Source organism: Anaerocolumna sp. (assembly GCF_032079385.1).
Lineage (GTDB): Bacteria > Bacillota > Clostridia > Lachnospirales > Lachnospiraceae > Anaerocolumna.
Window position 1 is genome coordinate 123,943 of the sequence record NZ_DAMAUC010000003.1, and the last position, 25,347, is coordinate 149,289.

The 25,347-nt window shown below is 36.9% G+C and carries 23 protein-coding genes; 21 read left to right on the plus strand and 2 right to left on the minus strand.

All coding sequences use genetic code 11. The annotated features are described in order from the left end of the window. Window positions 1-83 precede the first annotated feature (83 nt). The 7 genes from RT261_RS03840 (at window position 84) to RT261_RS03870 (ending at window position 9,470) form a co-directional block, all read left to right on the plus strand. A complete protein-coding gene (locus RT261_RS03840; protein WP_313129575.1) occupies window positions 84-479 on the plus strand; it encodes an ADP-ribosylation/crystallin J1 in 396 nt (131 codons plus the stop codon). Window positions 480-488: 9 nt separating this feature from the next. After that, window positions 489-2,555 (plus strand): class I SAM-dependent methyltransferase, encoded by a 2,067-nt coding sequence (locus RT261_RS03845; protein ID WP_313129578.1) that lies wholly within the window; start codon window positions 489-491, stop codon window positions 2,553-2,555. Between the two features lie 290 nt (window positions 2,556-2,845). Beyond that, window positions 2,846-3,862, plus strand: a complete 1,017-nt coding sequence (locus RT261_RS03850) for an SPFH domain-containing protein (RefSeq protein ID WP_313129581.1) — start codon at window positions 2,846-2,848, stop codon at window positions 3,860-3,862. A gap of 2 nt (window positions 3,863-3,864) precedes the next feature. Further along, complete coding sequence (locus RT261_RS03855; RefSeq protein ID WP_313129583.1) at window positions 3,865-4,803, plus strand: sugar kinase; 939 nt, start codon at window positions 3,865-3,867, stop codon at window positions 4,801-4,803. Between the two features lie 868 nt (window positions 4,804-5,671). After that, a complete protein-coding gene (locus RT261_RS03860; RefSeq protein ID WP_313129585.1) occupies window positions 5,672-7,282 on the plus strand; it encodes a type I restriction-modification system subunit M in 1,611 nt (536 codons plus the stop codon). Between the two features lie 18 nt (window positions 7,283-7,300). Beyond that, window positions 7,301-8,458: a restriction endonuclease subunit S gene (locus RT261_RS03865; RefSeq protein ID WP_313129588.1), complete on the plus strand. Its 1,158-nt coding sequence runs from the start codon at window positions 7,301-7,303 to the stop codon at window positions 8,456-8,458. A 79-nt stretch (window positions 8,459-8,537) separates the two neighbouring features. Next, window positions 8,538-9,470 (plus strand): site-specific integrase, encoded by a 933-nt coding sequence (locus RT261_RS03870; protein ID WP_313129590.1) that lies wholly within the window; start codon window positions 8,538-8,540, stop codon window positions 9,468-9,470. A gap of 45 nt (window positions 9,471-9,515) precedes the next feature. On the opposite strand, the gene RT261_RS03875 is transcribed toward RT261_RS03870, so the two are convergent. Further along, the gene (locus RT261_RS03875; protein WP_313129908.1) at window positions 9,516-10,697 is read right to left on the minus strand and encodes a restriction endonuclease subunit S; all 1,182 of its coding nucleotides are present in this window, start codon (window positions 10,695-10,697) and stop codon (window positions 9,516-9,518) included. 45 nt (window positions 10,698-10,742) lie between these two features. On the opposite strand from RT261_RS03875, the gene RT261_RS03880 reads away from it, so the two are divergent. The 8 genes from RT261_RS03880 to RT261_RS03915 all read left to right on the plus strand — a co-directional run bounded on the left by RT261_RS03880 (window position 10,743) and on the right by RT261_RS03915 (window position 17,820). Further along, complete coding sequence (locus RT261_RS03880; protein ID WP_313129592.1) at window positions 10,743-10,877, plus strand: hypothetical protein; 135 nt, start codon at window positions 10,743-10,745, stop codon at window positions 10,875-10,877. A gap of 77 nt (window positions 10,878-10,954) precedes the next feature. Then, window positions 10,955-14,125 carry a type I restriction endonuclease subunit R, EcoR124 family gene (locus RT261_RS03885; protein WP_313129910.1) on the plus strand — a complete coding sequence of 1,057 codons (3,171 nt, stop codon included), beginning with the start codon at window positions 10,955-10,957 and terminating at the stop codon, window positions 14,123-14,125. 280 nt (window positions 14,126-14,405) lie between these two features. Then, a complete protein-coding gene (locus tag RT261_RS03890; protein ID WP_313129594.1) occupies window positions 14,406-15,434 on the plus strand; it encodes an HNH endonuclease domain-containing protein in 1,029 nt (342 codons plus the stop codon). Continuing rightward, window positions 15,421-15,729, plus strand: coding sequence for a nucleoside triphosphate pyrophosphohydrolase (locus RT261_RS03895; RefSeq protein ID WP_313129597.1), 309 nt, complete (start codon window positions 15,421-15,423; stop codon window positions 15,727-15,729). Before RT261_RS03890 ends, RT261_RS03895 begins: the two co-directional genes overlap by 14 nt. Window positions 15,730-15,986: 257 nt before the next feature. Continuing rightward, the gene (locus RT261_RS03900; RefSeq protein ID WP_313129599.1) at window positions 15,987-16,124 is read left to right on the plus strand and encodes a hypothetical protein; all 138 of its coding nucleotides are present in this window, start codon (window positions 15,987-15,989) and stop codon (window positions 16,122-16,124) included. An 88-nt stretch (window positions 16,125-16,212) separates the two neighbouring features. After that, the gene (locus RT261_RS03905; RefSeq protein WP_313129602.1) at window positions 16,213-17,025 is read left to right on the plus strand and encodes a hypothetical protein; all 813 of its coding nucleotides are present in this window, start codon (window positions 16,213-16,215) and stop codon (window positions 17,023-17,025) included. A 245-nt stretch (window positions 17,026-17,270) separates the two neighbouring features. After that, window positions 17,271-17,528 (plus strand): hypothetical protein, encoded by a 258-nt coding sequence (locus tag RT261_RS03910; protein ID WP_313129604.1) that lies wholly within the window; start codon window positions 17,271-17,273, stop codon window positions 17,526-17,528. A gap of 22 nt (window positions 17,529-17,550) precedes the next feature. Beyond that, a complete protein-coding gene (locus RT261_RS03915; protein WP_313129606.1) occupies window positions 17,551-17,820 on the plus strand; it encodes a hypothetical protein in 270 nt (89 codons plus the stop codon). Window positions 17,821-18,124: 304 nt separating this feature from the next. Here the strand turns inward: RT261_RS03915 and RT261_RS03920 are convergent, their stop codons facing one another. Continuing rightward, a complete protein-coding gene (locus RT261_RS03920; RefSeq protein WP_313129607.1) occupies window positions 18,125-19,054 on the minus strand; it encodes a helix-turn-helix domain-containing protein in 930 nt (309 codons plus the stop codon). Between the two features lie 316 nt (window positions 19,055-19,370). On the opposite strand from RT261_RS03920, the gene RT261_RS03925 reads away from it, so the two are divergent. From RT261_RS03925 to RT261_RS03950, 6 genes are all read left to right on the plus strand, one after another. Continuing rightward, window positions 19,371-20,375 (plus strand): ABC transporter substrate-binding protein, encoded by a 1,005-nt coding sequence (locus tag RT261_RS03925; protein ID WP_313129609.1) that lies wholly within the window; start codon window positions 19,371-19,373, stop codon window positions 20,373-20,375. Further along, on the plus strand, window positions 20,338-21,426 hold the full coding sequence (locus RT261_RS03930; RefSeq protein WP_313129611.1) for a FecCD family ABC transporter permease: 1,089 nt from the start codon (window positions 20,338-20,340) through the stop codon (window positions 21,424-21,426). Before RT261_RS03925 ends, RT261_RS03930 begins: the two co-directional genes overlap by 38 nt. Further along, on the plus strand, window positions 21,423-22,421 hold the full coding sequence (locus RT261_RS03935) for a FecCD family ABC transporter permease (RefSeq protein ID WP_313129613.1): 999 nt from the start codon (window positions 21,423-21,425) through the stop codon (window positions 22,419-22,421). Before RT261_RS03930 ends, RT261_RS03935 begins: the two co-directional genes overlap by 4 nt. A 14-nt stretch (window positions 22,422-22,435) precedes the next feature. Continuing rightward, window positions 22,436-23,233 (plus strand): ABC transporter ATP-binding protein, encoded by a 798-nt coding sequence (locus tag RT261_RS03940; protein ID WP_313129615.1) that lies wholly within the window; start codon window positions 22,436-22,438, stop codon window positions 23,231-23,233. Between the two features lie 290 nt (window positions 23,234-23,523). After that, entirely contained in the window at window positions 23,524-24,198 is a 675-nt protein-coding gene (locus RT261_RS03945) for a response regulator transcription factor (RefSeq protein WP_313129617.1), read from the plus strand. Further along, window positions 24,195-25,265: a HAMP domain-containing sensor histidine kinase gene (locus tag RT261_RS03950; protein ID WP_313129619.1), complete on the plus strand. Its 1,071-nt coding sequence runs from the start codon at window positions 24,195-24,197 to the stop codon at window positions 25,263-25,265. The genes RT261_RS03945 and RT261_RS03950 overlap by 4 nt, the downstream gene beginning before the upstream one ends. The last annotated feature ends 82 nt before the right edge of the window (window positions 25,266-25,347 follow it).

Consider the following 25,347-nt stretch of genomic DNA (forward strand, 5'->3'; position numbering starts at 1 on the left):
AGTGGCAATTAGGTTATGAGCAAGTAGCGTAAGCGGATTGTGAATATCCGCTTTGACTTTATTAACAAGTGAGGTAAACACAAATGAAACTTTTTAGACCTGTAGGAATAAAAGAACTTGAATTTATAAAACAGTCTGGAATGAAAAAGTTTCCACCAAGACTGCCTGGACAGCCATTTTTTAATCCGGTATTTAATGTTGGGCATGCCCGCCAAATTGCAAAGGAATGGAATTCAAAAAGTGCTCCAGAGTTTGTCGGTTTCGTAATGGAATTTGATGTTAATGATGATTATATATCAACATTGGAAGTTAAAACTGCAGTCAGTGGCATGCATAAGGAAGTAGGGGTGACCGACGAAGAACTAGATGAGCTTAATAGTTATATTATTGGAAACATCAAAGTGATTGAAGAATATTATGATGGAAACTATTATGATGAAAGTTATTATGACGAAAGCTATCAAGACTCAAAAGGTTAGGCACTTACATTGAAATCTTTAACCGCTATAGAAAGAACTAAAAGCGGTGATTTACAGGTACTAAAAAGCGAAAAATGGCTCAAGTATCTGGCACTAACATCAGAGCGCAGTGTTAATCTTGAGCGTCTTAACTCCCTTGAGGAAATTAGGGATAATTATGTACTGAACTATGTGGAAAAAACACTGAAAGCTCTTACAACCCTTCAATTAAGTGAATATCAAATATACATAATCGAAGAGACCCTAAAATGGTCTGAAGTTGCAAAGTCCGGGATTATACATCAAAGAAATCAATGGATAAAAAGAGGTTACAACCTTTTTGCACATAATGTTGGATCTGCAGAAATCTATCTGGAGGAAGTTTCAGAATTAAAGCCTGAAATCAAAAGGATAGTTCACAACCTTATACTGACTCATGGCTTGATAGGACAATACATAAGGGGAGAGATACCACTTTCTGATAATAAACCGTTATATCAGCTTGTTGAAGATGGGATTATACCGGCTGACGAACTAAAAGAAATACTAAAGGCACTTAACTATTGTATTGTGATCGCAGTGGATAAAGACATATGGAAAGACATTAGCAAACAGATAGATGAAATAATTGAAATTATTATTGCCGGAGAATTTGATAAACAGCACGATTTTAAGGCTAAATTAAGACATTTAAGGGCTATTTCTATTAAAAATGGTGAGGATTTTGAAGCAGAATACGAAAAAGTTCTTTCTGATTCAAAGATAATTGATAAAATATCTTGCCTTTTTAAGGTGGCAGATTTATGGTATGTGGAATCGGCACTTTTTGATTTTTCATTTGAAGAGTTCATAAAGATATTTTTACTAATTGCACAAGAAGTGGATTTATGCAAAGTGAAACATATCAGCTTTGAATGGCTAATGAAGTCTATTTACTACCAGCATGAAGGAAAGAAGCGCATTAATATTTATAAAAAACGAATTATTGAAAAGTATCTTTCAGAAATCTCAATACAAGATATATTGGAAGGCGACTGTAAAGAAAACCTACATGTTGCTCATGCAGTGATTCACCATGAAAGCTTGGATGATACAGTATTTTTTACCTTCCGATTTTCGGCAGCTGGCAGTAAACTTATCGAATTCTGTATTGAGGCGGAAAAATCCGATGTGCTGTATGAAAAAGCTATTATCCTGCTATTTGACCTGTTTGGACTAAGAAGGGACAAATATGACCGCTTTTATGAAGAAGAGAAATACCTGGAAACTATGAACCAGACGGTGGACTACAAAAAGATAATTCTTGATTACATTACCGGAGATAAGGTCATTGACATAGGTCCTGGAGGCGGAGCCTTGATGGATCTTATTGAAGAAAGGTATCCAGAAAAAAAGGTGTTAGGTGTTGATATAGCACAGAATGTACTGGATAGTTTAAAAAAGAAAAAACAGCTGGAAAACAGGAAATGGGATGTATTGTATGGTGATGCACTTAATCTGGGACAGTATATTGAGAAAGGCAGTATTGATACAGTAATCTTTTGTTCCATCCTCCATGAACTGTTCTCCTATATCGAATTTAACGGAAGAAAGTTTAACCATGAAACCTTAGCTGCTGCATTTAAAAGTGTATTTGAGATTCTGCCAAGAGGCGGGAGGATTATCATCCGTGATGGTATTATGACAGAGCCTGCCGATGAAAAGAGAATAATAAGGTTTTTATCCGAGGAGGGTATGCAATTCCTGGAAAGGTACGCCAAGGACTTCAAAGGCAGGGAGATTGAGTACGTTGTAGTAGGACAAAACGAAGTATTAATGCCGATAAATGATGCAATGGAATTCCTTTATACCTATACATGGGGAGAAAAGTCATATGTACATGAAGTAAACGAGCAATTTGGGTATTTTACACCAAGCGGCTTTAACGAATTTATTACGATGGTATTAGGTGACAATGCTAAAATTGTTGAGTTTAAGCATTTCCTACAGGAAGGATATACAATAGCATTATCTCAAAAAGTAGAGTTCTTTGATGAAAAAAGAAATCCAACAAGTCTGCCTGACAGTACTTGTATCGTAGTAATTGAGAAGCAATAAATATTTATGAAACATCAGAGGCAAGGAGGATAGGGCACTTAAGGTGATCAGCCTAGAGTATATTTATTTATATTAGGACAGAGAAACCAAAGTGCAATCCGGTATCAAAGTGCAATCCAGTATCAAAGCGCAATCCGGTATCAAAGTGCAATCCAGTATCAAAGTGCAATCCGGTATCAAAGTGCAATCCAGTATCAAAGTGTAATCCAATATCAAAGTGTAATACAGTATCAAAGTGCAGCCCAGTAACCAAGGCTTGCCATGCTTTCAAATTAAAGGAGGGACTATTTATGTTCGGATTCAGATTTATTAAGTTCCAACCAAGTGAGTATGTTTTAAAGTACAGGAATGGCAAAATAGTAAAGGAAGGTGCAGGAATATCCTTTTACTACTATGCTCCTACTACATCAATTGTTGTTGTACCGGTAGGAAGCGTAGATGCTCCTTTTATTTTTGAAGAAGTCACATCAGACTTTCAAACTGTGACAGTTCAAGGACAGATTACATTCAGAATAGTTGATCAAAAGAAGATTTCAGGACTTCACAATTATACCCTTGATATGAAAGGCAAAGGATATGCTTCTGATGATCCTCAAAAGCTGCCACAAAGGGTAATAAACATAGTAAGAGTATTAACAAAGAAAACCCTGGAGGGTTTGCAGCTAAAAGATGCCATTAAATCCAGTGAAGTTCTTGCAAAAGGGATATTGAAGGAAATTAGAGAGAATGAGGAAATAAACCTTATTGGAATAGAAATATTAGGTCTTTCCATACTTGCAATCCTTCCCAATAAGGAAACTTCCAGAGCTCTGGAAGCCCATGCAAGAGAGCAAATCCTTAAGAAAGCGGATGAGGCCATTTATGAAAGACGGAATGCGTCTATTGAGCAGGAAAGGCGTGTAAAAGAAAATGAATTTAACACGGAAGTTGCAATTGAAAATAAGAAAAAACAAGTAAGGGAAGCTCAAATAGAGGCGGAAAGAGCCGTTCAGCAGAAGCAAAATCAACTGAAAGAGGAACAGATGAATTTTGACACTACTTTGGAGGAGAAGAGAAAAGACCTTATTGATCTCACCGTTTTGAATTCTAAAGCAGAAGCGGATGCAAAAGCCTACGAGCTATCTGCAGTTATGAAAGCCATGGAAGGGATAGATCCAAATGTAATACAGTCACTTGCCAGCATAGGTATGCAGCCTAATAAACTTATCGCAATAGCATTCCAGGAATTAGCTGAGAAAGCAGGGCAGATAGGCCAGCTTAATATTTCTCCTGATCTGCTTCAGGAATTGATGAGGGAACCAAAATAATTATGGAAAGATTAACTGAGAATAAGATAGTACTGGTAAAAAGAAAAACCAGGCTTGAAGATTTAGTTGCAAGGTATAATACCATAGCTCAGGCAAAGTTTTATATTGAACATATGGGTAGTGATTTTTCAGATTATATTTCTGAAGATGAGCAGTATAAGAAGGCTATATCGGAAGCTCATAGCCAATTAGAGACACTGGGAAGAGTTCAGGTTGTTGATAGGGAATATGTGCCGAATTTTATATTCGGGGATAATGATATTGTAGTAGTTATTGGCCAGGATGGTCTTGTAGCCAATACCTTAAAGTACCTTTCCAATCAGCAGCTGATCGGAGTAAATCCGGACCCTGCCAGGTGGGATGGCGTATTGCTTCCATTTACAGTTAACGAATTAAAATTGATAATCCAGGATGTTTTCAAGAAGAGAAGACCGATTAAAGAGGTTTCTATGGCTCAGGCTGCTTTAAATGATGGTCAGATTATTTATGCTGTGAATGATCTGTTCATTGGGCAACGGACCCATATATCTTCAAAATATCATATCCAATTGGGGGAACGGCAGGAATATCAGTCTTCAAGCGGAATTATTGTATCAACAGGACTTGGTTCAACGGGTTGGTTGAAGAGTATCCTAACAGGTGCAGCAAACATAGTAAAGGGAATCTCAGATCAGAAAATCAAGGTACCGCAGGAAAGAAGGTTGCCATGGAATAGTGATTACTTATATTTTTCTGTCCGTGAACCTTTTCCAAGCAAAACATCTGGTGCAGATCTTGTCTTTGGAAAAGTCACCAAAGGAAGTCCTTTGAAGATATTATCTCAAATGCCGGAAAACGGAGTAATATTCAGTGATGGTATTGAAAATGACTACCTTCAGTTTAACTCGGGTATACAAGCAACTATTACAATTGCTGAAAAGAGAGGACATTTAGTAATATGAAAGCTAGGACATAATGCTTGTAAAGATAAATATATTTTGAAAACCTGATGGGAAAATAAAATAGCACGAATCATACAAAGATAAACACCCTAATAGTACCCAAGTCTTACCGGATCAGGATTCTCTTCTGATGATAATAATGATTAGCTAACATATGAATTTTTAACTCCTAAACGTATTACTAAATATACAATCGTTACCAGCGAATTAGACGTGCTAAGTGTCAATCGGGCTCCTAGAACCTGGACGAATGAAGCTTGGGATGAAGGTTCAAGTAAATAGATTAAAAGATATGGGATTATGTTACAGCAGCACTTCATAGCGCTTACCATCTTGAGATTGTTTATATGAAAATGATGGAGACGTTTCAGCACCATCTAACTTAACGGCCACTGCAGGAGATTTTTATTATAACTTATCTTAAAGGAAATGTAATTGTACTTTTACGAGAGATTAGATGAATTTATTCTGTTCGGTTACGGATGGAGTAATGCTATGTAAGTTTATGGGAAATAAAAATGGGTTGTGCAAAGGAGGTTGTAATTTGGAAAAAAGGCATACTCTCGATAAAACTCAGCCAGAAAATAGCTTAAGACGAAACGGAAGATGTGCTGGAATATTTATGCTTCTATGATATACTAAAAGGGTATAAAAGATTTTAATAATTAAAAGATGAAATAAAATTATACGACTCACAATGGAGAAAATTGGCAATAAATGTATAATTGGATGGTTTTATTGAATCGATAGAAGTAATTAATTTTGCCTAAAGAATGTTTCATAGAAAAATGAGGAATTTATAACTGATGAGGTAAAAGAAGAATATACCTTTTAACAAAGGTCATTGGATGTAAAAGGAGAGCTTAAAATGAGTGAAAGTACAAAAGATTTAAAAACAGCACTGTGGAATAGTGCCAATGTAATGAGGGGAACAATGGGGGCTGAAGATTATAAAAGTTATCTTTTAGGACTTATCTTCTATAAATATCTATCTGATAAATTGCTTTATAGCTTAGTGGATTTATTGGATGAAAAAGCGAATACACTGGATGAAGCATTAGAGATTTATAGGATCAATTACGAAGATGAAAGCATGAGAGATGACCTTGTCTCTGAATTAAAACATCAAATATCCTATGTTTTAAAACCAGACCTGACTTTTACTGCTTTGATTAATAAGATAAATGATAATACTTTTCAGCTGGAAGAACTATCTCAAGGATTTAGAGATATTGAACAATCAGATGAGACATTTAAAGACTTATTTCAGGATTTAGATATTTATTCAACAAAACTTGGAAATACACCACAGAAAAGAAATCAAATGCTTTCTAATGTAATGAAAGAGTTGTCGAAGATTAATATTGCCGTTCATGAAGGTGATATGTTAGGTGATGCGTATGAGTATTTGATAGGTGAATTTGCAAGCGATACAGGAAAGAAGGCCGGCGAGTTCTATACACCACAACCGGTCTCAAAATTAATGACCCAAATCGTTTTCATTGGTAAAAGAGATGTGTCGGGCTTTACGATATATGATGCTGCCATGGGTTCAGGCTCTCTTATGCTAAATGCCAAGAAGTATTCTAACGAAGCAAATACAGTAACATATTTTGGACAAGAGTTAAACACATCAACTTACAATCTTGCACGAATGAACATGATACTTCATGGAGTACCTGTTGAAAATCAAAATCTTCATAATGGAGATACTCTTGATAAGGATTGGCCGATTGATGAACCTACAAATTTTGACGCAGTTGTAATGAACCCGCCCTACTCCGCGAATTGGAGTGCGGACAAAGGATTTATGACAGATCCTAGATTTAGTATGTATGGAGCACTTCCACCAAAATCCAAAGCTGATTATGCATTTTTGCTGCACGGATTCTACCACCTTAAAAATACTGGTGTAATGGCTATTGTTTTGCCTCATGGTGTTTTGTTTAGAGGAAATGCCGAAGGGAAGATTCGCCAAAAACTTTTAGAAGATGGCGCAATCGATACTGTTATTGGAATGCCAGCAGGCATCTTCTACAATACAAGTATTCCTACTACTGTAATTATTCTTAAGAAGAAAGATCGTGAAAAGCGGGATGTACTATTTATTGATGCTTCAAATGAATTTACAAAGGGTAAAGCGCAAAATACAATGAGTAACGAGCATTTAGATAAGATTCTTGATGCGTATATAAAAAGGGAAAATATTGATAAATTTGCTTCTTTGGCTTCTTTTGATAAAATAAAGGATAACGGCTTCAATCTAAATATTCCTCGCTATGTAGATACTTTTGAGGAAGAAGAACCAATAGATTTAGGTGAAGTTGCGGCAGAGATTTCAAAAATAACAAAAGATATAAAGAGCTCACAAGAATCACTATTATATATGCTTCAAGAACTAGTTGGTAATGATGATGAAGCAAAAGCAGAACTGAAAAGTGCTATTAGCAATTTAATGGACGGAGATTTGGAAAGATAGAAGGGGATGGTGAGAAACATGGATAATGGTATGATACCGAAGATAAGATTTAGGGGGTTTACTGACGCTTGGGAACAGCGTAAGTTGGAGGACTATATTAACGTATCGAGGTCAAAAAATAAAGATGAGCAGTACGACAAAGAAGATGTTTTATCCGTTTCGGGAGATTTTGGAATTATAAATCAGATTGAGCTCCAAGGTAGATCTTTTGCTGGCGAATCAGTTGCAAATTATGGCGTAGTAGAAACTGGTGATATCGTTTATACCAAATCACCACTAAAGTCTAATCCATATGGTATAATCAAGGCAAATAAAGGAGCTACGGGTATTGTATCGACTTTGTATGCTGTATATAAACCCAAAGAATTTACTGATTCAGAATTCGTCCAAGTGTATTTTGAACAAAATACAAGAATAAATAATTATATGAAACCACTTGTAAATAAGGGTGCAAAAAATGATATGAAGGTATCTGATGAGAATGCGTTAAAAGGAGAAGTTATTTTTCCAGGTTTAGAAGAACAGAAGATGATTTCGAAAATTTTTAGAGTGTTGGATAACCTTATCGCTCTTCATCAGCGAAAATTAGATAGGCTAAAGCAGATGAAACAGGGATATTTGCAGAAAATGTTTCCGAGAAATGGGGAAAGTGTACCGAGATTGCGTTTCACTGACTTTGAAGGGAAATGGGAACAGCGTAAGTTGGGAGAAATTTGTAAAGTAAACTCAGGAAGAGATTATAAACATCTAAATGAAGGGAATATTCCTGTTTATGGAACAGGTGGCTACATGTTATCTGTAGATGATAAATTATCAGATATTGATGGTATTGGAATTGGTCGAAAAGGAACAATAGATAACCCCCAATATTTGAAAGCTCCATTTTGGACTGTCGATACTTTATTTTATATGACATCTATGCCTAATAACGACTTAAAGTTTTTATTTTCATTATCTCAAAATATTGGGTGGAAAAAAATGGACGAATCAACCGGTGTTCCAAGTTTATCTAAATCTTCCATTGAAAAAATTAATTGCTCATACCCTTCTATGGAAGAGCAACAAAAAATTGGAGCTTTTTTCGATCTAATAGATAAGACTATAATCTTTCAACAAGCACAATTGGATAAGTTTAAATTACTCAAAAAGGCTTATTTGCAAAAAATGTTTACCTAACCTCTTTTCAATTTAGAAAAAATTCTTAATAATAGATAATTGTGATATATTCGCTAAATATTATTAGGAGGTTTTTTACATGGCAAGAAAGAAAAAAACATCACAATTATTTCATGAATATTTTGGAGAGTGGATTGAACTTTATAAGGTTGGTGCAATTCGGTCTGTTACCTTAAAAAAATATTATATGAGCAAGCAACGGATCATAGAGTTAGCACCTGACTTAAAAGTTCATGATTTAACTCGAAAAACTTATCAAAAGTTACTGAACGACTATGCACTCACTCATGAAAAGCAGACAACTATGGACTTTCATCATCAGTTAAAAGGAGCTATTCTTGATGCAATAGAGGAGGGGATGATCGAACAAGATCCAACTCGAAAAGTGATTGTTAAAGGTAAAATACCTAAAGAGAAAAAGCCAAAATTTTTAAATCAGTTTGAAGTACAAGCTTTGCTCAAGCAATTAAATCTAGCTAATGAGATTAATTGGGATTGGTTCATTTTTTTAATAGTAAAAACAGGTATGCGCTTTTCAGAGGCTTTGGCGCTTACACCTGATGATTTCGATTTTTCAACTCAAAAAATAACAATTGGAAAAACTTGGAACTATAAATCTCTTAAAGGAGGATTTCAACCAACTAAAAACAAATCATCAAAAAGGAAAATTCAGTTAGATTGGCAAACTGCGATGCATTTCTCAGGACTTATAAAACACATGCCAAATGACAAACCCATTTTTGTAAAAGGACGTGTTTTTAACTCGACAGTAAACAATCGATTGCAAACACTTTGTAGCAAAGCAGATATTTCAAATATAACAATTCATGGTTTACGTCATACCCACGCTTCTCTACTTCTTTTTGCAGGTGTTTCCATTGCCAGCGTTGCTAGAAGGTTAGGGCATTCCAGTATGTCTACAACACAAGAAACTTATTTACATATTATTCGTGAACTTGAAAATCAAGATAATGATAAGATTATGCGACACCTATCGGCGCTGATGTATTAGTTAGTACGAAAAAGGCACTTATTTTGTGCCTTTTTCATATTAGTACTATGTGAACATTTTTTGCAAATAGACCTTTTTGAGTGATTTTAGTCTATCTAACATTGATTGATGAAGAGTAATAAGGTGATCCAGATTCATAAATAATAAACCTATTTGTATCTGTTCTTTTTTAATAACTGGTACTTTTATTTCAATATCAGCAAGGTCATTTGAGTTAATTGCAGGGTAGCTTGTTCCTGTACATCTATCAAGAACATTTTTAACAAAACGTTCTTCTTGAAGTCGGCCCAGTAAAAAATTACTGTCTACATATGGCCGCATTTGTGTGTATCCCGTTGAAAAAACATAGTTATTATAAGATAAATTAAATAGATAGTTATTCTTTTGATATGGTCGCACAGTCTGATAGAAAACATCTCCTTTTCTCGCCAAACGTTGAGCTCTTGATGGTGCTGATTCTTTTGTTTCTGTTCTATGGCTAATCAAATTTGTTTCAATAACAGATTCTAAATCGACATACTCAAATTTATCTGGAAGTATTGATTTGGGGTTAAATTCTGCTACTTCCCCCAACTTACGCTGTTCCCATTCACCATAAAAATCAGCGAAACGCAATCTAGGTACACTTTCTCCATTCTTCGGAAACATTTGCTGCAAGTATCCCTGTTTCATCTGCTTTAGCCTATCTAATTTTCGCTGATGAAGGGTGATGAGGGTATCTGAACATTTTAAGAACTCAGCAATCTTAGTTTGTTCTTCAAAGCTAGGTACATTAATCTTAATGGAACCAAGTGCAGAAAATTTTAAATTCCAAGTATCAGATGTTAACCCTTGAGAGTTTCTTTTGAAAGTTTGTATCATGTTATATTGTTTGAATTGATAAGCAAAAAATTCTGAATTAATACCTTCATTTGGAGTAATTACAGTGTACGCAGGACTTAAAATACCGCTATACGGCGAATATCCACTTGCCCCTTGCCACATACGCATAGAGTTATATGCGATGTCACCAATTTCAACTTTTTTATAATTTGATTTGTCATCGCTTGAACTGTCATGCCTATCTAAATCAGCGGATTTTACTACTCCTGAATTAATTGTTACTGATATTAATTCCCCATCTCCTGACCTTTCAGATCGCTCTATAAAAACATCATGTATCTTACGCTGTTCCCAAGCGATAATGATTTCTATAATGCCTAATTTTATAGTTACTCCTATACCAATAAAGGAAGTTTAAGATACTATCCAAGTGATATACCTATATTCTGATTGAGGAAAAGATATGACTATGATAAAATACAGACAGAAGCTGTTGATAGTGTAAGAACCGTTATCAAGAATAGTTTTACTACAAGCAAATCTGATGCGGAAGTTCAGATTGCAAATTCGAAATATGGTATGTAAATTACCTAGCAACTATAGCTGAAAATCATATACGGAGTTAAATAAAATAATAAGTGGGAGGCACTGAATTGGCACGAATGAATTTTGAACAAGAGACGGAAATGGAAAAGTTATTAATTAATCAGCTTGCTACTGGAAATAGTGCATCAGGATATGTGCAATGGGAATATAGAAAAGATTTAAATAGCGAAAACAAATTATGGGATAATTTTCGTAAGATTCTTACGGATAAAAACTTGAGTGCTTTAGATGGTAATCCGATTACAGATCAAGAATTTGAACAAATCAAAAACTTTGTTTCAGGATTTAATACACCTTATGATGCCGGAAAGTGGCTTGCAGGTGAAAATGGTATATATAAAATTATTCTTACTAGGGAGGATGCTAGTCTTGGCAGAATTCCTTTGATTGTGGGAAGGCGTGATGCAGTTGCAGGTGGTGACACGGTATATCAAGTAGTACATCAGGTGAAGCGGGATAAAATAATATTTGAAGACCAAGACCGTAGATTTGATGTAACTTTATTAATAAATGGATTGCCCATGATTCAAATTGAGTTGAAGAGTCGAAAGCACGGCTATATGGAAGCGTTTTATCAAATAGATAAATATATGAAAGAGGATAAATACAAGGGAATATTCTCTACGCTACAGATGTTTGTTATCAGCAATGGAAGTGAGTCTCGATATATAGCTTCAAGTCTTAAAATGAATTCAAGGTTTTTAACAAAATGGGTGGACGAAAACAATAAGCCAGTAACGGAATATTTAGAGTTTGCAGAGGATGTATTATCTATTCCCGCTGCTCATAATATGGTGCTTCAATATTCTGTGCTGGATAGCGATAAAAAGAGTGTAATTTTGCTACGTCCCTACCAAATTCATGCCATAGAAGCTGTGAGAGAAGCCAGTAAAAGGCAAGAGTCAGGATATATATGGCATACAACAGGTTCAGGAAAGACGTTAACATCGTATAAAGTTGCCAGAAACTTACTTCAGATCCCTGCAATTGAAAAAACTATATTTGTGGTGGACAGAACAGACTTAGATCAGCAAACAACAGAAGCATTTACATCATATGCAGAAAATGATGTTATTGACGTTGACGAAACAAATAATACAAATAACTTGATTGAGAGGCTTTATTCACAGGATCAAACTATGATAGTGACTACAAAGCAAAAAATAAATACTATGTTAAATCGGTTTGAAATATGGAGAAAAACAGATAAGAATATAAAGAAAATTGATCGCATAAGTAAGTTGAAAATAGCTTTTGTTGTCGATGAATGTCATCGTGCAGTCTCGCCACAGCAAAAGAGAAAAATTGAGACTTTCTTTAAATCTTCCCTGTGGTATGGCTTTACAGGTACACCAATTTTTGCAGAAAATAAGAAAAAAACATTAGGAGATTTACCAGCTACTACTAAAGGGCAATATGGCAAGGAGCTACATAATTATACTGTGAAGGAAGCTATTGATGACAAAGCAGTTTTAGGTTTTCAAGTCGAGTATAAGCACACTTTAAGTGAAGAAACGTTAGATGATATTGTAAAGCAAGCCGCAGGTAAGAATCCATGTGATTTGGAGTCTGATGAAAAAGAAAAATTAATTCCGTCAAGTGTGTACGAAAATCAAGAACACATGATAGAGGTAATAAAGTCAATTGTAAATAAATCTCGTAAAAAGCTAGGATTTGACAATGGAGTGGGGCGAACCTATAATGCTATACTAACTACATCTTCCATCAAACAAGCACAAAAGTACTATGAATTATTTAAAATGTTAAAGAACGGTGAGCTTGTTGATAAAGACGGAGGGATTGTTCAAATTGATGAAAAAGTAAAAAGGGTATTGCCAGATTTCCCAAAAGTAGCAGTAACATATACTGTTTCAGAAAATGAAGAAGATAGTTCACTAAATCAAGATAAAATGAAAGAATCAATCAAAGATTATAATGCCGAATTCGGTACTAAATGGTCTATAGAGAATATTAAGGCATACAATGCTGATATAACTAAGAGAATGGCAAGAAAAGAGGAGTACTATCAACTTCGCTCAAATCAGTTAGATATTGTAATTGTCAGGGACCGTATGCTTACCGGGTTTGATGCTCCATGCTTATCTACGGTATTTATCGATAGACCGCCGCAGCAACTATATGATATTATTCAAACCTTCTCAAGAACTAATCGACTTTATGATAAGAGGAAGACGTATGGACAGATTGTAACATTCAGAACGCCATCAATCTATAAAAAAGAAGTTGATGCTGCACTATTGCTATATTCAAATGGCGGGGAAGATTTCGTTTTAGCACCAACTTTTGAAGAAGCCAAGGAAGAATTTAAAAAGAGTATTGATAAATTAAGAAACCTTGCAACAGAACCTGAAGATGTATCAAGCTTAAAAACAAAAGAGGAAAAGAAGAGCTTTGCAAAAGCATTTCAAGAACTTGATAAATGGTTTACTTCAATACAGGTTTATTCAGAATATAAGAGTGAAATCCTGTCTGTAGAATTTCAAATTACCGAAAAGGAAATAGAAGAATATTATGGTCATTATATTAATATCCTTGAAGAACTAAAGGAAAATAGAGATGATGAAGACAATAGTATTTTGAATATTGAGTATGAGTTAACATCAATTCGTACTGATGATGTTAATTATGAATATATTATATCTTTGATGCAATCCTTTATACCTATTGCGAGTGAATACATTTCAGTTGATAATGTATATGGCATGCCACCAAGAGATGACACTATTATGTCAAAAGTTGCAGAAGAAGAGAGCTTTAATTATGCTGCACAGCCAATGAAAGAAAAAAGTCGTGAGGAAATTGATAAATACATTAATGATTTAAGTACTCGCAATCCCCAATTAGGCAACGTTATGATGCAGCTGTGGTTTGAGATTCAAATGAATGCAGCGAGGTTTGAAAATAAGAGCGTTCTAGGCGTCTTAAATGATATGATAGAGCAAACTATTGATGATACTATTAGAAAAGTTTCTGATGAATGGTTTGTAGGATATGAAGAATTAAAGTTTTATCTTGAAAACTATAGGGAAAAACGCGATAAGCAAGTAGGGGAGACTCAGCTTACAAGTTCTCAGAATTACGAGGTATATAAAAAGAATTCCTCAAATCCTTTACCGAATAAAATAAAGTATAACAAAAAGCTTCGTGAAGAAATTTATCCACAGATTTTACGTGATGTTATCTTGCCACTAAGACATCGTCGGTAATATCAGAAGCAAACCGGCTAAAGCTCATTCAGGTTTATCGTGGGAAAAGAAGGCATAAAAATCAAATGCGGAGTGTATGATAAATAAATGATTTGAAAGTGATTAAGAGATTGTAATAATATATGGAGTTGGGGGAATCCCTTGCTTCCCTTTTTGATTTATATAAATTGCAATACATTATTAACATTGAATAATATCATATAGAAAAATTATCAATTTTTATAATATGAGTATATGTAGAATACAATTAGATAAAAAATAATACATATTAATTTCTAATATGAAAGGAAAAACTATGGCTGGCTATGACTTAAAAGAAGGGTTCTACATAAAACAACAGCTTAGCGAAGATAAGCTTTGGTCTATCTTCAGCGGTATGTTTTCCAACAAAGTCTCTCATGATACAAGCTATAAATACGGTTTTTTCAAATCTATCTTAGATAGTTTATATAATGCAGATGATAATTTAGTATTGACTTTTGACCAGTTATTTTACAAATTTACTGAAATTTACTGGAATCTGGTTTTGAAACATCATCTTAGGCAGAAAGCAAAAACAAAAGATGGAAGAGAAACAGCTTTAGAGAGAATCCTAAAAGATTCACTACATCGTCAGGAAATAATTGCTGATGTAAGTTTTGAAGCATTAGCGGATGACCTGAAAGTATCCATATGCCATAAGGTAAAGATGAAATGCAAGGAAAATGTGGTAGGGGCACTTTTTCGAGATTCCGATGATACATTATATTCATTCTCAAAAAAGTCTGAGTACATACAGCTAAACCCACTTGTCTATGCATTTATGACAAAACATAAAAAGATTCTTGAGAAGATGAACTATTTTGAATGGGCAAAGTATTTGGAAAAGGTAAATGAGGAATCCTCAACTAAAAATCTGTTAAATAATTTGGATTCTATTACTTTACGAAGTGATTTATCAATTTACCGGAAGATCCTGTTTGAAGAATTTGAGGAACATGAATGTTTTTACTGTGGCAAAGAATTAAAACCGGGAGAAATCCATGTGGATCATTTTATTCCATGGTCATTCATAAAAGATGATAACCTATGGAATATGGTTCTTTCTTGTCCGCAATGTAATTTGAAGAAATCTGATCGGTTAACACCTGGCGTTTACGTAGAAAATCTGATTCAGAGAAATGATATGATAATCGAGCAAAATGCAAGCCAGATTTCTTCATCCTATAAAAATGAAAAATTACGATTAATATATTATTGGGCAAAATGTAATGGTTATCACGAAATATGGACACCGGGAAAGAAGGGGTATACAATTGAAAAAGTATAATAAACTGGTAAGGGATAAAATACCTGAAATAATTGAACAGGACGGAAGAAAAGTCGTTTGTCATGTGCTGTCAGAGGAAGAATATGTTGCTGAACTTGATAAAAAGCTGAGTGAAGAAGTAAATGAATATAAAGAAGACAAAAACTTGGAAGAAATGGCAGATGTACTGGAAGTATTATATTCTATCTGTCAGGCACGAGGCTATACCATTAAAGAATTAGAAGCAAAGCGGAAAGAAAAAGCAGATGCAAGAGGAGGCTTTCAAGAAAAGATATTTCTGGAATATGTGGAGTAATCTACTATAGCATAATCCAGTTTTATATGATAAATGGTAACGGAAGCTGGAAGATAGCATATGATGTCATTGATTTGCCTTAGACAAATAAAGGTGACAAATCTATTGTAGCTGGTACATCCAAGGCATTCTGAAAGTATTTGCCTGCTGCAGAGAAATAAGGTAATATTTATGTTAATGTAAATGAGTGGATCAGAAAAACTTCAAGTATTTAAATTTAGATAGTTGATACATCCCATCGCCTTTCTGCTGTCCATTTGGCAGACCGTATAATGATTCTGCAGGGTGGCATGATTACAGAAGAAAGTACTCATAAAGAGCTAATGGCATTGAATGGTGAATATTCGAGACTGTATCATTTACAGGCGGATAAATATCAGCTAGATATACTCTAAAGAAATAAATGCATATGACGATATACCATATAATATGTAATTGGTTAGGCTAGAAGGGAAATTATAATTATTATTGGGAGAAAACAAGATGAGTATACAAAGTATTGAAGCACTTAACTATTTCAATCTGTTCAATTATGCGCAAGATGTCAACAACATTTTGCCATCGACACTTGACTTTAAAGAGATTTTAGGTTCTGCAGCTGCTCAACAAACAGGAGAAGTAGAAAGATTTGTTAATGCAGAGCAGAGCTTAAAAGAACTATATCCTGGTTTAAAATATCAGGTATTAGATGCATCCCAGTTTACATATTTTAATCGGTTGGATTTTCCTACTTCCAAGTTATATGGTGACAATATAGGTGAAAAGACAATAAATGATCTAAAATCATGGAAACCTAAAACACAATATTCTACGGGGTATGAACCTTGGGTTCAGAGTGAATTGGAAAAAGTACCAAATGGCCAACATGTTGTACTTATTCATCCTGATGTTCAGAAGAAGATGGAACAGGATCCAGACTATGCTAAACAGATAGTTGCAAAAATTAAAAAGTATTTTGATGACGATATACGGGTGAATGCATCCATTGATCCTGAATCGGTTATAAGTATGTCACAATTAGTTTCTATAACAAAAGATGGAGAAATAGGGTTTCATGAAACCGTTTGTGATGGACCATCGTCTAAAACAGCTTATACAGAAAGTGTGAAGAACAAAGTCCATGCAACCAATAAAGAGAAGAATTTGTTAAATGGACTCTTAAATACAGCATCGATCACTTCACTGCCTATGCTGGAGGGAAAACAAAGAATTTCTTTTGTAAATAATTATAACTATGCATATCAAATATATGGTTTAAGTCAAAAACGTAAAACAGAAAATGGGGAAATTATTTAAAAAAGGGGCTGTTGCAAAATAACTGAATAGTAATCAATTATGGAGCAACGGCTCCTTTTTTGTTCTAAAATGTAAAAAGTGGGTGTTAAAGCACCCGCTAGTGGTATAATTAAATTATGACTAGTACTGACAAATCATAATTTTTCAAATAACGTTTGTGCAAAGGTTGTTTATATAACAGGCAGAAAAACAGAAATTTGTCGTTCTTGAATGAGGGAATTTTTATAATGGGAAGAGGGCTGGTTATGAAAAAGAAATGGATAATTGCAATAATTATCGTACTTACATTGTCTTTGCTATTGGTATCCAAGCCTTGGAGGAGCAAACCGTTTAAGGACTTGTCTCCGAAAGAAATATCATCGGTTTCAGTGGAGCTTATGCCTCCCCATAAGACGATTGAGCTTTATGAAAGTCAAATAAATGAATTGACCGAAATATTACGAGCAGTTGTAATCTATAAAAGGGTTATTAAGGAGCCACTTGCTGGAGAGGGTGGAAGGTAAGGTCTTAGTAATGGACATCCTTTTGCTCAAACCAATGCGCACATTTACTAAAACCATTAACGGATGTAGCAAAGAAAATAATACACAATTAATTTGTCTTTCTGGTCTGGGTGGTGAATCCATCTATAACCGTTTTGACAATATCTATGTCTTGAATTTAATGAACTCCGGTCTGCAAAAGGATATACAATATCTGAAGGGAGAACATATTAAGGGAGAAAAATTCATACCTACCATTCACGCTTCCCAAGGTAAGGTGGAAGAGATGGAACAAATGGAACTGCTGTTTTAATCCCATTAGACCAAGACATCATTATTTTTGACCGTTCAAGACATGTGGAATCCATAGTCTTGTTGAGTTAAATTATTGGATAAAAGATTATTGCAGCACATTACAATTGAGGACATGAGAGAGTTATCTTTCACGTCCTCAATTGTAATGTGCGAAAGTCCCGAGTGCGGGCTAGTAGTGCCAAGCACATAGCCAAGAGTAGGGTGTCCCCATTGACAGGGAATCTGAAGAATGATAAGAGCCGTATGAAAGGAGACTTTCACGTACGGTTCTGTCGATATGTCCTTGATGGTTAAGTATCAAGTTAATTTATACTTTTTGATGTGATGAAACGTCCCGTTTTCATAAGAGCGCGCGGAGTTATTCCAAACCTTTTTTGAAACGCGCTTGAGAAGTGACTTATATTTGTGTATCCCACTGCAAAGGCAGTTTGGCTCACATTATAATTTCCTCCCTGAAGCAAAGAAAAAGCTTTTTCCAGCCGTTGCTCCCGAATAAATTCATAGACAGTTTTTCCAAAGTACAGTTTAAAAAAACGTTTCAATTTGTAATCATTCATCTGGACTATGCGTGACAATTCTAGTAGAGTGGGAGGGGTTTCTAATCGGTTTAACAGTACCTCGCGGGCATCAGTCAGTCGTTCCATATCAGATCTAGAAATTTCATTAAAGCGATTCTCAAAAGAATCCTTACAGAGCAGTCTTTCTAAATTTATAGACAACAATTCTAAAATATAGCTTTCCAGTAAAAGCCTATTTAGTTTATCTGGTCCCTTCGCAAAGCATGAATCCAATTTATTGATAATGCTTTCTTCCTGCGCATCGTTTTTAAAATCACAACAATAATAGGCTCCCTTTTGAAATGAACGAAATCCTACGTTGCTTTTTCCATAAACTGCTTCACAAAAATCATCAAACGTACTGGGGCTGACCCAAATTGAATATAACTTGATATCATCTCCTTTGTCGTACTCTGAATGGCATATGGCCTGTCCCAAAAAACCAAGTGATGCATATCCTGGTCGAAGTTCAATCGGTGTCCGATCCACTTCTCCGTACATGGAATTCTTTCGGCTATAACATAATTCAAAGATAGGAGCAGTCGTCTCTGCTTTTCTTTGAATTTTATTTTGCAGTATACCGCCAGATACCATGATATATACATTAGGGCGTACAGCTATACTTTTTTGGGGGAAAATATTTGAATCTTCATACTTTAGCGGTAAGTAAGACATTTTATCATTCACTCCTTAATGTTTCCCGTTCGGCACAAGGACAGGAAAGTATTAACAATATTTTATGCTTTTTATAGTTAGCTAATGTATCTATTTTAGTTAGTTGAGTCTAACTTGTCAATATAAAGTTTCTTTTACGATGTATGGAAGGAATTCTTTACATTTCTAAAAATTATCAGAGCACCGCTATTCTCCGTTTTGGGGCAAAAAAAATCCGTCCAGGGGTAGAAAAGCAATCTTTAATCCATTACACTTATCAAGGTTAGTCAAGGCTAACTAAATGAACATAAATTTTATTACAAAAAGGAGGATCAACGTGAAGAAAAAACTTATTATTCCAATTTGTTTTATACTGGCAGTGTTCATGTCTGCCTGCTCAACCAGCAGTTCGGAAAAAAACGGGCAGCTAACAACACAGTCCACCGAAGTAGTCAGCCCAGTTGATACTACAATAATAGTTGAGGATATGAAGGGGACAATTGAAATTCCAGCCAACCCTCAGCGCGTTGTGGATGTCTCCGGATCAGCGGACAAGCTGATCATTATGGGAATTCCGTTCATTGGATCGGCCAACACCAGCATGTATGATGGTGTGACAGTGCCGGATTACCTACAGGACTACTTTAGTGAAAATAGGGTTGAGGTAGTCGGGAACTATGCCGGAATCATGGATTTAAACCTTGAAAAGATTGCCGGATTAAAACCTGATCTTATCATTATGAACATTCGGCATGAAAAGGTGTACGAGCAGCTTCAGGGAATTGCACCTACGGTCATGTTAGACGACGATATCAACTTTGTAAATTGGCGTGGACGTTTCCAACAGCTGGGTGAATGGTTTGGCAAGGAAGATATCGTATCCAAGTGGCTTGAGGACTATGATGCAAAGGCAGCTGCATTTGCCGCACAGATAAAGGAAGCTGTCGGCAATGAATCTTTTGCGGTCATTGAGGCAAATTCGGTGCACTTTGGTTCCTATTATGTTTACCGGACAGCAGGTCCCGGCGATCTTGTTTTTAGCGAATTGAAGCTGAAGCCGTCAGCAGGTGTACCTAAGGATGTTTGGGGCGAAGTTGTGGATGCTGAGTATTTATCAAAGATTGACGCAGATCATGTTTTCTACTTTAGTGATGACGGAAAACTTGGCGATACAGCGAACAATCCCATCTGGCAGAACCTGAACGCAGTACAAAACGGCAATGTATACTATGGACTGAATAACGCACAGTACAATATGTCATACACACCCAGCGGGAAATTGCTTTACATGGAGAAAATGGCGAATGCCATTATTAACCACACAAATGTCGATGAAGAATAAATTGTTTAAAGAGTGGACTTCCTTTAAAACCACAACCAGATTCCGGCAGTGGGTTCACACAAAAGAGGGATATGCGTTTTCAATCCTTTTGATGCTCATTGTATTGTTGTTGTCCATCCTACTTTCCGTAAGCATAGGCGTTGCCGGAGGGAACTTTAAAACATTACTTCAAACACTTGCTCATCCGCATAACCCTTCCGAGATAGGAAGGATTATGCTGGAAATGCGTATGCCAAGAGCATTGGCTGCCTGCTTTACCGGGACAGCCTTTGCCCTTGCAGGGGCTATTATGCAGGGTGTTACGGGAAATCCTTTGGCCGATGCTGGGCTTTTGGGAATTAATGCCGGGGCGGGATTCTTTGTTGCACTTACTGCCGTTCTTTTACCGTCTATATCGGTTTTTGGCACGATGTTTTCGGCATTTCTCGGTGCGGCCTTGGCCGTTCTGATGGTATATGGCTTAGGCATAGGCAATCATAAGTCTGGGGCCATCCGGCTGGTTTTAGCCGGCTCCGCTGTTTCAGCGCTATTAACCGCCCTTAGTCAGGGAATCTCGCTTACCTTTGGTATATCCAAAGACCTCTCTTTTTGGACAGCGGGCAGCCTGTCCGGCATTTCGTGGACACAGCTGATCGTAACCACTCCCTGGATTATGGGAGCAGCGTTTGCAGGCGTGCTTCTTTCTGAAAAGTTGTCGGTATTGGCGCTGGGCGAAGAAAGCGCCGCAGGACTTGGGTTGAATTTATGGGCAGTCCGTCTGACCGGGATAGCGGTTGTCCTGATTTTAGCAGGCGCAAGCGTATCGCTGGTGGGCGGGATTTCGTTCTTGGGACTGATTGTGCCGCACTCGGCCCGTCTGCTGGTGGGAGCGGATTACCGCAGGGTTTTGCCGGCATCAGCACTTTTGGGGGCGATATTGCTGGTGCTTGCCGATGTGGCAGCCCGCACCATCCATGCGCCTTTTGACACTCCTGTAGGCGCACTGGTATCGGCAATCGGTGTTCCGGTATTTCTAGCGCTGACCTATCGAAAAAAAGGAGCCGCCATATGAACAAACAAAACAAGCAGCGGCTGCTGCCATGGCTACTTCTGACAGTCGTTTGCGCAGAGGTTCTGTTCTCTATAAACTGTGGGTATCTGAAAATACCATATGCTGATGTTTTGACAAGTCTTGTGAACCCAGACAGCCCCGAATCATCGGTTGTGCTGCTGCAAATTCGGCTGCCACGCATCGTTCTGGCTGTCTTGTGTGGGATAGGCTTGGCTCTGTCCGGATGTACGCTGCAGGCAGTAACAGAAAACCCGCTGGCCGATCCGGGCATTCTGGGCATCAACGCCGGTGCCGGATTTTCGGTAATGCTGTTCCTGTCACTTTTTCCATCCCTGCATGTTAGCACGATGATCTATCAACCGTTGTTTGCTATGGCGGGAGGGCTTTTCGTTGCGGCGCTGTTATATGGTTTTTCCAAAAGGAATGGCAAGGTAAGACCTGATTACATGTTATTGGGGGGGATTGGTCTTACCGCCGGTTTTTCTGCTTTGATGCTGATTATGGGTGCAGATATGGATAATAGCAGCTATCAGTTGGTGGCCAGATGGCTGGCGGGGAACATCTGGGGCAGCAGCTGGCATCAGGTCAAGGCGCTGATCCCGTACCTATTGATACTGATGCCCCTGCTGTTTGGAAGGATGAATGTTCTGGATCTGCTTCTCCTTGGCGAGGAAGCCTCATTGGCGCTGGGGGTTCAAGTAGAAAAGGAACGCAGAACCCTTCTGATTATCGCAGTTGCACTGGCAGCCAGCTGTATTTCAGTCAGTGGAGGAATTGGATTTGTTGGTCTTGTAGCGCCTCATATGGCGAGAAGGCTTGTAGGCGCTCGCCATCGCTATCTTCTTCCGGCTTCTATGCTGATGGGAGGGCTTTTCCTGCTACTGGCTGATACTATGGGACGCTCCTTATTTCAGCACATTGAAATACCTGTGGGCATCATGATTTCTGTTCTGGCTGCACCTTATTTTCTGTACCTGCTTCGCAAACAGCCCTAAGGAGGTGAAACGTTATGCAAGCTTGTATAATAGCAAACAAACTGTCCGCGGGTTATAGCAGTATCCCTGTTTTTCATAATTTCGACCTTGAAATCCCGTCAGGACAAATTACAACGTTGATTGGCTCAAATGGCTCCGGTAAATCTACGATTCTCAAAACCATATCAAGGATAATCGCTCCATCAGGTGGTGCTGTGTATCTGGAGGGAGAATCCATTCACAGCATGCCGACAAAGCTGGTAGCGCAAAAGCTGGCGCTGTTGCCTCAAAGTGCACAGATCCCCGCGGGGATAACCGTTCGGGATTTGGTGGAATACGGGCGCTTCCCCTATCGTTCGAAGATGTCCGGAATGACACAAAAAGACATGGAAGTGATTCACTGGGCTTTGTCGTGTACCAATATGACAGAACTGGCAAACAGGGAAATGGATCAGCTTTCTGGGGGACAACGGCAGCGCGGTTGGATCGCCATGGCACTGGCGCAAAAGACGGATATTCTGTTTCTGGATGAGCCTACTACCTATCTGGATATTTCCCATCAACTGGAGATACTCCAGCTGCTAAGGAAGTTGAATGTTGAGCAGAGCGTAACGATTGTCATGGTTCTGCATGACCTGAACCACGCTGTTATGTTCTCTGATTATCTTGTAGCCATCAAGGATGGAAACAAGCACTGTGCTGGTACACCAGAAGAGGTCATAACACCGGAAACGCTCAGGGAGGTTTTTGACGTGGAGGCGGAAGTGATCCGGCATCCGGTGCTGGAGGTGCCGGTGTGTCTTCCCTATGGCGTGTGCAGACAAATATTTTAAAATATAAAGGTAAATAACTTGTTTAAAAAGTATTGGAATATGCCGGCGAGTATCGCAAAACAACTTATGCAGCCATTGCAGTCTGCGTACTGCTTTATGCTGTGTTTTATGGAAGAGGAACATTCGAACTTACATAAGTATGGTAAAGAAGCAATATCTAAAGTAAAAATAGGGGATATTGAGAGTATATATTATTTTTTGTAAACTCCTTGGATTAATGACGCTGTTTTATATAATTTGTTTAGAATGAGTTTACAAAAATATGTTATAATAAACTCGAGGTGATGACCATGGTTCATATTCTTGTTGTAGAGGATGACAAAAATACGAGAAGATTTATGAAAGCAGTATTAGAAGAAGAACAGTATATCGTATTTACCGCTTCCAATGGAGTGGAAGCTTTGGAAGTTTTAGATACAACTCACATTGATTTAATCGTGTTAGATATTATGATGCCGAAGATGGATGGCTACGAATTAACAGAGATTTTACGCAGCGTACAAAGTGAACTTCCCATATTAATGGTTTCGGCGAAGCAGCTTCCTGTTGATCGAAAAAAAGGATTTCAGGTGGGAACCGATGATTTTATGACAAAGCCAGTGGATGCAGAGGAAATGGTACTACACATAAAAGCCCTGTTACGTCGTGCTAAAATTACAAGTGAACGAAAAATAATGATAGGAAATGTAGTACTGGATGAAGATTCACTGTCTGTAACACGAGAGGGAGAAACACAAGTGCTTCCGCAAAAGGAATTTCAGCTTCTATTTAAATTGTTATCTTATCCGGGTAAGATATTTACAAGGATTCAGCTTATGGATGAAATCTGGGGGACAGAAAGTGACTCGGGCTGGGAAACTGTAACTGTACATGTTGGCCGGTTACGAAGGAGATTTGAAGGTTGGCCGGAATTTAGAATTGAATCGGTACGGGGACTAGGGTATAAGGCGGTGAATCTGGTATGATAAAGTTCATAAGGAAGCATAAAAGGCTGAAAAATCCACCACCAGTGATATTGACGTTAGTATTTGCTATTTTGGTTTTTGTGATATTGGTGATTACTATGATAATTGTAGGTGTTTTTGTGGTAGTGTTAAATAAACTACAATTCATTAATAGCCTTAACGCGCCAAATATTTGGATCCCAACTATATGGTTTGCATCTGCCAGTATATTAACCGGGACCGTAGTTGCTATTATTTTAAGCCGTATACCCTTAAAGCCAATCAATACAATCATTCATGGTATGAATCAATTAGCCAATGGAAAGTATCAAACACGAATTGATTTAGGACATGTATCCGTTGCCAAGGGTATATCCAATAGCTTTAATACACTTGCAGAAGAACTGGAAAATACAGAGATGCTTCGTTCTGATTTTGTCAATAATTTTTCCCATGAATTTAAAACACCAATTGTGTCAATCTGTGGGTTTGCTAAGTTATTACAAAGAGATACCATCTCGAAAGAAAAGCAAAAGGAGTATTTAAATATTATTGTGGAGGAATCTACCAGACTTTCTGAGATGGCAACCAATGTACTTAATTTGACCAAAGTGGAGTATCAAAGTATTCTAACGGATATTTCGAGGTTTAATCTCTCGGAGCAATTGCGAAACAGTGTGTTAATGTTGGAGAATAAATGGATGCAAAAAGGAATCTCCATTACAGTGGAATTTAATGAATATTATATTGAAGCATGTGAAGAATTATTAAAGCAAGTTTGGATTAATATTTTGGATAATTCCATTAAGTTTTCACCAAGGCATAGTGAGATTGAGATTGAATTGATAGAAGAACATGATTTGTTTACTGTATCCGTCATTAACCATGGACCAGAGATGAGTCAGGAGGAAATTAAGCGTGTTTATGATAAGTTTTGGCAAGGGGATACCTCTCATGCCTCGGAAGGTACGGGAATTGGTTTGTCCATTGCAAAACGGATTGTAGAACTTCATAAAGGGAAAATTGATGTATATAGCTCAAAGGAGCAAACAAAATTTTCTGTTATTTTACCAAATAGAGTGTCATAATTTATTGATTAGGGTAATTGTTTTAGGACAGTTGCTCTTTTTTTATGTCCTAATATAAATGTTTGATTAGTTTAGTTTCAGT

What these genes read in the sequence shown, in the direction of transcription:
- RT261_RS03890 (WP_313129594.1), top strand. Translation starts at nt 14,406, where the DNA reads ATGAAAGGAAAAACTATGGCTGGCTATGACTTAAAAGAAGGGTTCTAC.
- RT261_RS03940 (WP_313129615.1), top strand. Translation starts at nt 22,436, where the DNA reads ATGCAAGCTTGTATAATAGCAAACAAACTGTCCGCGGGTTATAGCAGT.
- RT261_RS03950 (WP_313129619.1), top strand. Translation starts at nt 24,195, where the DNA reads ATGATAAAGTTCATAAGGAAGCATAAAAGGCTGAAAAATCCACCACCA.
- RT261_RS03855 (WP_313129583.1), top strand. Translation starts at nt 3,865, where the DNA reads ATGGAAAGATTAACTGAGAATAAGATAGTACTGGTAAAAAGAAAAACC.
- RT261_RS03905 (WP_313129602.1), top strand. Translation starts at nt 16,213, where the DNA reads ATGAGTATACAAAGTATTGAAGCACTTAACTATTTCAATCTGTTCAAT.
- RT261_RS03910 (WP_313129604.1), top strand. Translation starts at nt 17,271, where the DNA reads ATGAAAAAGAAATGGATAATTGCAATAATTATCGTACTTACATTGTCT.
- RT261_RS03930 (WP_313129611.1), top strand. Translation starts at nt 20,338, where the DNA reads ATGCCATTATTAACCACACAAATGTCGATGAAGAATAAATTGTTTAAA.
- RT261_RS03865 (WP_313129588.1), top strand. Translation starts at nt 7,301, where the DNA reads ATGGATAATGGTATGATACCGAAGATAAGATTTAGGGGGTTTACTGAC.
- RT261_RS03860 (WP_313129585.1), top strand. Translation starts at nt 5,672, where the DNA reads ATGAGTGAAAGTACAAAAGATTTAAAAACAGCACTGTGGAATAGTGCC.
- RT261_RS03920 (WP_313129607.1), bottom strand. Translation starts at nt 19,054, where the DNA reads ATGTCTTACTTACCGCTAAAGTATGAAGATTCAAATATTTTCCCCCAA.
- RT261_RS03840 (WP_313129575.1), top strand. Translation starts at nt 84, where the DNA reads ATGAAACTTTTTAGACCTGTAGGAATAAAAGAACTTGAATTTATAAAA.
- RT261_RS03945 (WP_313129617.1), top strand. Translation starts at nt 23,524, where the DNA reads ATGGTTCATATTCTTGTTGTAGAGGATGACAAAAATACGAGAAGATTT.
- RT261_RS03885 (WP_313129910.1), top strand. Translation starts at nt 10,955, where the DNA reads ATGAATTTTGAACAAGAGACGGAAATGGAAAAGTTATTAATTAATCAG.
- RT261_RS03935 (WP_313129613.1), top strand. Translation starts at nt 21,423, where the DNA reads ATGAACAAACAAAACAAGCAGCGGCTGCTGCCATGGCTACTTCTGACA.
- RT261_RS03850 (WP_313129581.1), top strand. Translation starts at nt 2,846, where the DNA reads ATGTTCGGATTCAGATTTATTAAGTTCCAACCAAGTGAGTATGTTTTA.
- RT261_RS03870 (WP_313129590.1), top strand. Translation starts at nt 8,538, where the DNA reads ATGGCAAGAAAGAAAAAAACATCACAATTATTTCATGAATATTTTGGA.